This is a genomic window from Kribbella sp., assembly GCF_035655035.1.
Classification (GTDB): domain Bacteria; phylum Actinomycetota; class Actinomycetes; order Propionibacteriales; family Kribbellaceae; genus Kribbella.
In genome coordinates this window covers 1-9,897 of sequence record NZ_DASRVN010000416.1, presented here as the reverse complement: position 1 = coordinate 9,897, position 9,897 = coordinate 1, and the positions used below count along the sequence as shown (strand labels likewise).

10 protein-coding genes are annotated in these 9,897 nt (G+C 70.5%); 6 read left to right on the top strand and 4 right to left on the bottom strand.

Going from position 1 to position 9,897, the window contains the following annotated elements:
• Both soxR and VFF46_RS23205 read right to left on the bottom strand, forming a co-directional pair.
• On the bottom strand, positions 1–318 hold a 318-nt coding region (soxR, locus tag VFF46_RS23210; RefSeq protein WP_325039299.1), incomplete at its 3' end, for a redox-sensitive transcriptional activator SoxR.
• Positions 319–364: 46 nt separating this feature from the next.
• Positions 365–1,639, bottom strand: a complete 1,275-nt coding sequence (locus VFF46_RS23205) for an MFS transporter (protein ID WP_325039298.1) — start codon at positions 1,637–1,639, stop codon at positions 365–367.
• A 70-nt stretch (positions 1,640–1,709) separates the two neighbouring features.
• Between VFF46_RS23205 and VFF46_RS23200 the strand changes: the two genes are divergently transcribed.
• Positions 1,710–2,687: a GlxA family transcriptional regulator gene (locus tag VFF46_RS23200; RefSeq protein WP_325039297.1), complete on the top strand. Its 978-nt coding sequence runs from the start codon at positions 1,710–1,712 to the stop codon at positions 2,685–2,687.
• Here VFF46_RS23200 and VFF46_RS23195 read toward each other — a convergent pair.
• Positions 2,684–3,811 (bottom strand): Xaa-Pro peptidase family protein, encoded by a 1,128-nt coding sequence (locus VFF46_RS23195; RefSeq protein ID WP_325039296.1) that lies wholly within the window; start codon positions 3,809–3,811, stop codon positions 2,684–2,686. The genes VFF46_RS23200 and VFF46_RS23195 overlap by 4 nt on opposite strands.
• Positions 3,812–3,889: 78 nt before the next feature.
• Here VFF46_RS23195 and VFF46_RS23190 point away from each other — a divergent pair, with 78 nt between their 5' ends.
• Genes VFF46_RS23190 through VFF46_RS23180 form a run of 3 tightly spaced genes read left to right on the top strand, consistent with a single transcriptional unit; the run spans position 3,890 to position 7,174 of the window.
• Positions 3,890–4,666 (top strand): alpha/beta hydrolase, encoded by a 777-nt coding sequence (locus tag VFF46_RS23190; RefSeq protein WP_325039295.1) that lies wholly within the window; start codon positions 3,890–3,892, stop codon positions 4,664–4,666.
• A 40-nt stretch (positions 4,667–4,706) separates the two neighbouring features.
• The gene (locus VFF46_RS23185; RefSeq protein ID WP_325039294.1) at positions 4,707–5,585 is read left to right on the top strand and encodes an SDR family NAD(P)-dependent oxidoreductase; all 879 of its coding nucleotides are present in this window, start codon (positions 4,707–4,709) and stop codon (positions 5,583–5,585) included.
• Positions 5,582–7,174 carry an AMP-binding protein gene (locus VFF46_RS23180; protein ID WP_325039293.1) on the top strand — a complete coding sequence of 531 codons (1,593 nt, stop codon included), beginning with the start codon at positions 5,582–5,584 and terminating at the stop codon, positions 7,172–7,174. The genes VFF46_RS23185 and VFF46_RS23180 overlap by 4 nt, the downstream gene beginning before the upstream one ends.
• Here the strand turns inward: VFF46_RS23180 and VFF46_RS23175 are convergent.
• Positions 7,161–7,736, bottom strand: a complete 576-nt coding sequence (locus VFF46_RS23175; protein WP_325039292.1) for a hypothetical protein — start codon at positions 7,734–7,736, stop codon at positions 7,161–7,163. The two genes, VFF46_RS23180 and VFF46_RS23175, sit on opposite strands and share 14 nt — an antisense overlap.
• Before the next feature lie 62 nt (positions 7,737–7,798).
• On the opposite strand from VFF46_RS23175, the gene VFF46_RS23170 reads away from it, so the two are divergent.
• Together VFF46_RS23170 and hrpA are read left to right on the top strand one after the other, a co-directional pair.
• Positions 7,799–8,203: a universal stress protein gene (locus VFF46_RS23170; protein WP_325039291.1), complete on the top strand. Its 405-nt coding sequence runs from the start codon at positions 7,799–7,801 to the stop codon at positions 8,201–8,203.
• Positions 8,204–8,530: 327 nt separating this feature from the next.
• Positions 8,531–9,897, top strand: a 1,367-nt coding sequence (gene hrpA / locus VFF46_RS23165; protein WP_325039300.1) for an ATP-dependent RNA helicase HrpA, incomplete at its 3' end; no start/stop codon positions are given.

The window sequence follows — 9,897 nt, the reverse complement described above, 5'->3', positions numbered from 1 at the left end:
TTCGAGGTGCAGGATGCGGCGGTCGAGTTCGGCCTGCCAGCACTCCGAGATGCGTTCCCAGTCGGCGCGCGTCGGGGTCCGGTTCTCCGGCAGCAGCTTGAGGATCGCGGCCACCTCGGCGAGCGGGATCCCGACCCGTTGGGCGATCCGGACCAGCGCCACCCGGCGCAGCGTGTCGCGCTTGTAGCGGCGCTGGTTCCCCGACGTACGGCGGCTGAGAATCAGCCCCTGGCGCTCGTAGAAGTGCAGCGCCGAGATCGCCACGCCGCTCCGTTGCGACAGCTGGCCGACGGTCAGCTCACCCGGCTCGATGTCCATCGCCCTGTCCTCCAACCTCAACTTATATCGAGGCTAGCGGACAACGTCAGGCCGGCACGAGTCGGCGCCCGATACTGGCGGACATCAACGCCGCTGCCGCGCACAGCCCACCGGCCAGATACCAAGCCAGGTTGTAGCTGCCCTGCGCGTCCCGAATCGCACCCGCACCGGTCGCGGCCAGCGCAGCACCCACCTGATGCGACGCGAACACCCATCCGAACACGATCGACCCGTCCTGCCCGAACCACTCCCGGCACAGCGCCACCGTCGGCGGCACGGTCGCCACCCAGTCGAGCCCGTAGAAGATGATGAACACCCAGGTGCTCGGCGCAGCGGTCGGACCGAGCAGTGACGGCAGCACCAGCAGCGACAGGCCGCGGAGCGTGTAGTACGCGATCAGCAGGTACCGCGGATCCCAGCGGTCGGTCAGGTACCCGGAGAAGATCGTCCCGCCCACGTCGAACACACCGACCAGCGCCAGCAACGACGCCGCGGTCGTCGCAGGCATCCCGTGGTCATGTGCAGCAGTCACGAAGTGCGTACCGACCAGACCGTTCGTAGACGCACCACAGATCGCGAACCCACCAGCCAGCAGCCAGAACGCCGGCCGTCGCACAGCCATACGCAGGGCGTTGAGCGCTCGCATGGCACTACTACCCGTCGCCACGACCCGCTGCCCCGCGGTACTACCCTCCGGAGCGCCGTACGCGCGGAGCCCCACGTCACTCGGGTAGTCCCGCAAGAACAGCACCACCAGCGGTACGACGGCCAACGCGGCACCGGCTGCTACGAGTGCAGGCACCCGCCAGCCGTAGCGGGCCGCAAGAGACGCAATGAGCGGCAAGAAGATCAGCTGTCCGGTAGCACCCGCCGCCGTGAGGATCCCGGTCACAAGTCCACGACGGTGCACGAACCAACGGCCGGTGATAGTGGCCACGAACGTCATCGACATCGAGCCCGTACCGACGCCGACCAGAAGACCCCAGCAGAGCAGCAGTTGCCAGGAGGAGGTCATGAAGACGGTCAGTCCGCTGCCCAACGCGATCAGCACGAGCGCCCCGCCGACCACCTTCCGCAGCCCGAGCCGGTCCATCAGCGCGGCCGCGAACGGCGAGATGCCGCCGTACAGCAGCAGGTTGATCGACACCGCCGTCGAGATCGTCGCGTGCGACCAGCCGAACTCCTCGTGCAACGGATCCAGCAGCACACTCGGCACCGACCGGAAGCCGGCCGCCCCGATCAGCGTCACGAACCCGACCACCGCGACCGCCCAGGCCAGGTGCACCCGAGGGGCCTTCTTCGTCTCCACGATCTGCGTCACCGGACCAGGATGCCGGTTCGACGGACATCGAACTAGTGGCCACATAGACAACATGTGTCAAGATATGGCCATGAGCCGACAGATCGCCGACCGACCGCACGTGATCGCGGTGCTCGCGCTCGAGCCGGTGGTCGGGTTCGACCTGACCATCCCGCCCACCGTCTTCGGTGCCGCCACCAGGTCCGACGGCACCCAGCTGTACGACGTCCGCGTCTGCGGCCTCGGCGGACCGGTCCGGGCCGGCGCCGGGTTCACGCTCACCCCGGACCACGGCCCCGAGGCCCTCGCCGCCGCCGACACCGTGATCGTCCCTGGCACCTACATCCACCAGCCGCGGTACGACGGCACGCTGCCCGACGACCTCGCCGCCGCGCTCGCGACCATCCGGCCCGGCACCCGGATCGCCTCGATCTGCACCGGCGCGTTCGTCCTCGGCGCGGCCGGATACCTCGACGACCGTCCGGCGACCACGCACTGGGAGCGGGCCGAGCTGTTCCGCAGCGTCTATCCACAGGTGAAGCTCGACGAGGACCGGCTGTTCATCGACGACGGCGACGTCCTCAGCTCGGCCGGCCTCGCCGCCGGCATCGACCTCTGCCTGCACCTGATCCGCCGCGACTTCGGCAGCGAGGTCGCCAACCGGGCCGCCCGGCACTGCGTCGTCGCACCCTGGCGCGACGGCGGCCAGTCCCAGTTCATCGAGCACGCCGTACCGGAGGAAGGCAGTGAGGGTACGTCGCCGACCCGCGCCTGGGCGCTGCGGCACCTGAGCACCGACATCAGCCTGTCGGCGATGGCGGCGTACGCGCAGATGAGCGTGCGGACGTTCAGCCGGCGCTTCAAGGCCGAGACCGGTCAGTCGCCCGGCACGTGGCTGCTGCAGCAACGGGTGCGGCACGCGTGCCACCTGCTCGAGACGACCGACCTGTCCGTCGACCGGATCGCTGAGGAGGCCGGCCTTGGTACGGCGGCCTCCCTGCGACATCACCTGCGGTCGGAGCTCGGGGTGTCCCCGCTTGCCTATCGCAAGACGTTCCGGGCGGGTTAGAGCTCCACGAGGTCGTGCGGGCGCTTGTTCATCGACCCGACGCCGTCCGCGGTGACGACGACGATGTCCTCGATGCGCGCGCCCCAGCGACCGGCCTGGTAGATGCCCGGCTCGACGCTGAACGCCATACCGGGCTCCAGCGTCAGCTCGTTGCCCGCGACGATGTACGGGTCCTCGTGCACGTCCAGCCCGATCCCGTGCCCGGTCCGGTGGATGAAGTAGTCGCCGAACCCGGCCGCCACGATCACGTCCCGCGCGGCGGCGTCGATCGACTCCGCGGTCACTCCTGGCCGTACGGCCTCCACGGCGGCCTGCTGTGCCTCCTGCAGTACGGCGTACGTCGCGACCACGTCGGCGTCCCGCGGCGCACCGACGGCGTACGTCCGGGTGGAGTCGGAGTTGTAGCCCTCGGCAACGGGTCCACCGATGTCCACGACCACCACATCGCCCGCCTCGATCACTCGATCGGAGAGAGCGTGGTGCGGACTGGCGCCGTTCGGGCCGCTGCCGACGATCACGAAGTCCGCCCCGATGTGACCTTCCTCGACGATCGCGGCCGCGATGTCCGCGCCGACCTCGGCCTCAGTCCGGCCGGGGCGCAGCCAGTCGCCGACCCGGGCGTGGACGCGGTCGATCGCCGCGCCGGCCTTGCGGAGCGCGTCGATCTCGGCGACGTCCTTGCGCATCCGGAGTTCGCGGACGATCGGGCCGGCCAGCACCTGCTCGGCCTTCGGCAGCGCGTCGCGGAACGCCAGTACGTGCAGCGCGGGCGTGAAGTCGCTGACCGCGACCTTCGCCGCTCCGCTCAGCCGCTCCGCGGCCAGCTTGTACGGGTCGACGCCGTCCACCCACGTGACGACCTCGACGCCCAGCTCGTCGAGCGGCAGGCCGGCGTACCCGGGAGCTTCCAGTTTCGGTACGACGAGCGCCGGGGCGCCGTCGGCCGGGATCACCAGGGCGGTGAGCCGCTCGAGCGAACCGCCCGGCTGGCCGATCAGGTAGCGCAGATCGGAGCCCGGCGCGATCACCAGCCCGGCGCCGGCCGCGGTCTGGCGGGCCCGGTCCAGGCGGGCGCGGAGTACTGCGGCATCGGGAACTGGAGGAGGTGCTGAGCGACGGGCCATGGTCAGACTCTAAAACTGTCGGAACGGCTTGCTACAACTGGGTTTCGCTTCAACCCCTGCTCGGCGAAAGGCACTTCGATGGCACTGCACTACGTGTCCCACGGCGACGGCGTTCCGGTTCTCGCATTGCACGGCTGGACTCCCGACCACCGGCTGATGACCGGCTGCCTGGAGCCGATCTTCAGCGCGATGACCGGGTACCGCAGGCTGTATCCGGACCTCCCCGGAATGGGCCGGAGCCCGGCCGGAGACATCGACAGCTCCGACGGCATCATGGCGGCGCTGCGCGAGTTCATCGACGAGCAGATCGGCGACGAGCCGTTCCTCTTACTCGGCGAGTCGTACGGCGGCTACCTCGCGCGCGGGCTGGTCGCGGAGAGACCGGAGCAGGTCCGCGGTCTCGCGATGATCTGCCCGATCGGCCGGCTCTGGCACAAGGACCGCAAGCTCCCCGAGCACGTCGTCCTGCGCACCGAGCCGGGCGTGCTCGAGTCGCTCGAGGAGGGCGAGGACTTCACGGACCTGGCGGTGGTGCAGACCGCAAAGGCATTGGCGGCGTACCGCGCGGACGTGGCACCGGGGCTCGCGCTGGCCGACGAGGCTGCGATGGAGCGCATCCAGAAGAACTGGGCGCTGACGATCGCACCCGAGAGCGGCGCGCCGTATCTCGGACCGTCGCTGATCCTGTGCGGGCGGCAGGACGCGGTGACCGGCTTCGAGGATCAGTACGAGCTGCTCCCCCACTATCCGCGGGCCACCTACGCGACGCTCGACGTGGCCGGGCACAACCTGCAGATCGAGCAACCGGAGCTACTGGGCGCGTTCGTGAGGGAGTGGTTGCTCCGGGTCGGCTGAGGGCTCCCGCTGGTGGCTACCAGCGGGTAATGTCGGCGGCATGGTGACTGCGAAGCGTCCGATCGGGTGGCCGTTGCTTGTCGCGCTGACCAACGGGCGCGCCAGGATCTCCGACGAACGGCTCGCTGCTGCCGTGCGCGGGAAGGTGGCCCTGGTCACCGGTTCGTCGTACGGGATCGGCGAGGCGACTGCCCGGCGGCTGGCCGCGGCCGGCGCGACGGTGCTGCTGGTCGCGCGGACCGAGGAGCAGCTGCAGGTGGTGGCCGACGAGATCCGCGCGGGCGGCGGGTCCGCGTACGTGTATCCGGCGAACCTGGCGGATCCGGAAGCGGTCAAGGAGCTGGTGCGTACGGTGCTGGCCGAGCACGGGCGGGTCGACGTACTCGTGAACAACGCGGGCAAGTCGATCCGGCGGTCGATCGCGGACACGTACCAGCGGTTCCACGACATCGAGCGGACCAACGCGGTCAACTACCTCGGCCCGGCGAAGCTCGTCCTCGAACTGCTGCCGTCGATGCGTCAGCGGCGGTCCGGGCACATCGTGAACGTGTCGACGGCCGGCGTACGGACGCCGCCGATGGCGCGGTGGTCGGCGTACCTGGCGTCGAAGAGCGCGTTCGACGTGTGGCTGCGGTGCGTGGCGCAGGAGGTGCGCGGCGACGGGGTGACGACGTCGACCGTGTACATGGGGCTCGTGCACACGCGGATGAGCGAGCCGACACCGCTGCTGAACAAGCTGCCCGGGTTGTCGCCGGAGCAGGCGGCCGACCAGGTGTGCACGGCGGTGGCGGACCGGCCGCACAACATCACGCCGCCGTTCGTCCGGCCGGCCGATGCCGTGGGCAACCTTCTGCGGGTGCCGACGGACCGGTTGCTGGAGCAGTACTTCCGGCGTACGGGAGGCGGGAAGAAGCGATGATCCACCCGATCGGACCGCTGCGCCCGCCTGGGTGGCTGGTGCAGGGCGCGGCCGAAGCCGGTGGGTTGTCGCTGGCGCTGATCAGGTCCGGCGTGTGGCGCTCGGCCGGGCCCGCGCAACTGGTCCGGATCGAGCGTGCGATGCGGACGTGGGGTCAGTCGATGGCGACCCTCGGCGCGGTCGCCGCGATCCGCTTTCCGGAGCGGGCGGCGGTGATCTGCGGGGAGGATCGGCTCACGTACGCCGAACTCGACGCGCGCTGCGAACGGATCGCGGCCGGGCTGCACGCCGACCACGGAATCGTTGCCGGGAGCAAGGTAGCCGTCCTGTGCCGCAACCACGCCGGCTTCCTGGAGGCCACCCTCTCGGCGTCCCGCCTGGGCGCGGATGTCCTCTTCGTGAACACGGAATTCGCCCCACCCCAACTACAGGCCGTCCTCGACCAGCACAGGCCGGATCTCCTGATCCACGACCCGGAATTCACCCCACCACCCGGCATCCCCACGCTTCTCTCGTCGAGGATGGATGAGTTGACCGGGGGTGAGGTGCCGAAGCCGCCCGCCGTGGGGCGGATTACGTTGCTGACCTCGGGGACCACGGGGGCGCCGAAGGGTGCGCCCCGGGTGCCTACGGCGCTCGGATTGGCGGGGTTGACCGGGAGTGCGTTGCAGCGGTTCGGGCTTCGGGCCGGGGAGCCGATGGTGATTGCGCCGCCGTTGTTCCACGGTGTCGGGCTGCTGACGTCGATGCTGGCGCTGTTTCTCGGGTCGCCGCTGGTACTGCGGCCACGGTTCGATGCGGCGACGCTGCTCGCGGACGTGGAGGCGACCCGGGCGGGGTCGGTGGTCGCGGTGCCGGTGATGTTGCGGCGGCTGCTGGAGCTCGGGCCGGCCGCGACCGCGGAGTACGACCTGCGTTCGCTCCGCGCGGTGATCTCCGGCGCCGCACAGCTCGGTGCACCGTTGGCCGCGGAGTTCATCGAGCGGTTCGGGCCGGTGCTGTGCGACGCGTACGGCTCCAGCGAGGTCGGCATCGCGACGATCGCCGCCTCCGCGGACCTGATCGCCGCGCCCGGTACCGTCGGGCGCCCGTGTCTCGGCAGTTCGATCCGGATCCTCGACGACCAGGACCGCACGGTGCCGCCCGGCACGACCGGCAGGATCTTCGCGGGCGGCGGGCTGGTGTTCGGCGGGTACTCGGACGGTTCCGGCAAGACCGTCGTCGACGGCCGGATGAGCACCGGCGACCTCGGCCACCTGGACCTGGCCGGCCGGCTGTACGTCGACGGCCGCGAGGACGACATGATCGTGTCCGGCGGCGAGAACGTGTACCCGGTCGAGGTCGAGCAGTGCCTCGCCGCGCATCCCGCGGTCGCCGAAGCGGTGGTCACCGGCGTACCGGACGACGAGTTCGGCCAGCGGCTGGTCGCGTACGTCGTACTCACCGCCCCGGCCACCGAGGACGAGCTGATCGCGCACGTGAAGGCGAACCTCGCCCGCTACAAGGCCCCGCGCCAGGTCGTCATCCTCGACGAACTCCCCCGCAACGCAACCGGCAAGGTACTCCGCAACCGCCTCAGCCCACCGTGAAACCCGCCGTGAACAGCGCCGTGAACAGGTCATGGAACCGGATCATCCGACCCACCGCCTCGCCCTCCTCACCGAACAACACCGCCGGCGTCTCCACCCCGGCTCCGACCAATTCCCGCGCCATCGCGACCACCGGCTCGTGATCACCGCCTGACCAGCCGAGCCACGTCCCGCCCCACACCCGCCGACCGCCGTACGCCCCCACCCGCACCCGCCGTACGCCCGCATCCGCCAAGCGCCCGCATCCGCCGACCGCCGTACGCCCGCAGCCGCGACACCGCCCCGCGGACCCGGCACCGTCCACCCCAAGCCCCTGCCACTCGTCCGCATACCGCGCGGCCCGACCCAGCCCGGGTCCCGTCGTACCGCCGATCATCGCCGGCAGCGGGGTGCGTAGTGCGGGCTCGAACACACCGCCCCGGTCCCGCCCTCGAACAGGCCGCGGATGACGCCGAGCGATTCGCATACGCCGCCCACGCTCCGCGAACGCCGCACCCACCCCCGCGAACTCGGCCTCCGCCCAGCCCGCACCGACACCGAACACGATCCGCTCGCCGGACAACCGGCGCAGCGTCGCCGAGCCTATGCGGACTGGCCGGGCTGATTGGTGGGAGAGTGGGGGCCGTGAAGATTCTCGTCGGATACGTACCAACGCCCGAAGGTGAGGCGGCACTGGCCGCGGCGGCGGCCGAGGCCGAGCTGCGTGGGGCGTCGATCCTGCTGCTGAACACGAGCCGCGGCGACTCCTACATCGACGCCCGCTACGCCAACGCCGACGAGTTGGCCGCCGCCGAGGCGAAGCTCCGCGAGCAGGGCGTCGAGGTCACGATCCAGCAGGCCCTCTCCGAAGGCGACGTGGCCGGCCAACTCCTGAAGGCAGCCGCCGCCGACGACGTCGCCCTGATCGTCCTCGGTCTCCGCCGCCGCAGCCCCGTCGGCAAACTCATCCTCGGCAGCACCGCCCAGCGCGTCCTGCTCGAGTCCCCGGTCCCGGTCCTCGCCGTCAAGGTCCCGTCCCCGCACGACTGACGGATCTCCAGGCCATCACAATTCGCCCCGGGCGCCCGGCTCAGGCGTGGGCCGCCGACCGCGCGGCGATTGTGATGGGCTGGGGATCCGGGTAATCGGGGTGAGGCGTTGGCACCGGCCGCCTAAACTGGTCGGGTTATGCCTGATGCCCGGACCGAGTCCACGTCCCCAGCCCCCACCCCGGCCCCGGCGTCCCGGCGACGCCGGCGCGGCGGAAGAGGTCGCGGAGCCCCCGCCGAAACCCCGTCCGGCACGACCCTCGACGATGCGTCGACCTTGAGTGAGGTCGCGGCCCGGCTGGACGGGTTGACGGCGTACGACCGGGGCATGCTCGGGCGGCGGCTCGAGCGGGTTCGGCGTACGCAGGACGACCGGAAGCGGGACAACGAGCTGCGGGCCGTGGTGGCCGCGGTCGAGCTGGCTGAGCGGCGGGTCGAGGTCCGGCGGGCGGCGGTTCCGGAGATCTCGTATCCGGAGGAGCTGCCGGTCAGCCAGCTGAAGGACGAGATCGCGGACGCGATCCGGGAGCACCAGGTCGTGGTGGTCGCGGGTGAGACCGGGTCCGGGAAGACGACGCAGATCCCGAAGATCTGTCTCGAGCTCGGGCGCGGGATCCACGGCATGATCGGGCACACCCAGCCGCGGCGACTCGCGGCGCGTACGGTGGCGGAGCGGATCGCCGACGAGCTCGGCACCGAGCTGGGCGAGACGATCGGGTTCGCCGTACGGTTCACCGACAAGGTCAGCGAACGGTCGCTGGTCAAGCTGATGACCGACGGCATCCTGCTGAACGAGCTGCAGCGCGACCGCGACCTGACCCGGTACGACACGCTGATCATCGACGAGGCGCACGAGCGCAGCCTGAACATCGACTTCATCCTCGGGTACCTCAAGCGCCTGCTCCCCCGCCGCCCGGACCTCAAGGTCATCATCACCTCCGCGACCATCGACCCCGAACGGTTCGCCGCGCACTTCGCGGCCGCCGACGGTACGCCGGCCCCGATCGTCGAGGTCTCCGGCCGTACCTACCCGGTCGAGGTCCGGTACCGCCCCGTCAACGACCCGGACGACCCGCGCACGATCGACCGCGACCAGACCCAGGCGATCCTGGACGCCGTCGACGAGCTCGAGTACGAGGCGGACGGCGACGTACTCGTGTTCCTGTCCGGTGAGCGCGAGATCCGCGACACCGCCGACGCGCTGAACGACAAGTACCGCGGGGAGCGCCGGACCACCGAGATCCTCCCGCTGTATGCGCGGCTCTCGAACGCCGAGCAGCACCGCGTCTTCCAGCCGCACTCGAACCGCCGCATCGTCCTGGCCACGAACGTCGCCGAGACCTCGCTGACGGTGCCCGGCATCAAGTACGTGATCGACCCCGGTACGGCGCGGATCTCGCGGTACAGCCACCGCACCAAGGTCCAGCACCTGCCGATCGAGCCGGTCTCGCAGGCGAGCGCGAACCAGCGCAAGGGCCGCAGTGGCCGGACCAGCGACGGTATCTGCATCCGGCTGTACTCCGAGGAGGACTTCACCAACCGCCCGGAGTTCACCGACCCGGAGATCCTGCGTACCAACCTCGCGTCGGTGATCCTGCAGATGACCGCGATCGGGCTCGGCGACATCGCCGCGTTCCCGTTCATCGACGAGCCGGACAAACGCAGCATCACCGACGGCCTGCAGCTGCTCACCGA

Bases quoted from the DNA above. Each gene is read 5' to 3' on its own strand.
- VFF46_RS23200 (WP_325039297.1), top strand. From the start codon at position 1,710: ATGAGCCGACAGATCGCCGACCGACCGCACGTGATCGCGGTGCTCGCG.
- VFF46_RS23195 (WP_325039296.1), bottom strand. From the start codon at position 3,811: ATGGCCCGTCGCTCAGCACCTCCTCCAGTTCCCGATGCCGCAGTACTC.
- VFF46_RS23190 (WP_325039295.1), top strand. From the start codon at position 3,890: ATGGCACTGCACTACGTGTCCCACGGCGACGGCGTTCCGGTTCTCGCA.
- VFF46_RS23185 (WP_325039294.1), top strand. From the start codon at position 4,707: ATGGTGACTGCGAAGCGTCCGATCGGGTGGCCGTTGCTTGTCGCGCTG.
- VFF46_RS23180 (WP_325039293.1), top strand. From the start codon at position 5,582: ATGATCCACCCGATCGGACCGCTGCGCCCGCCTGGGTGGCTGGTGCAG.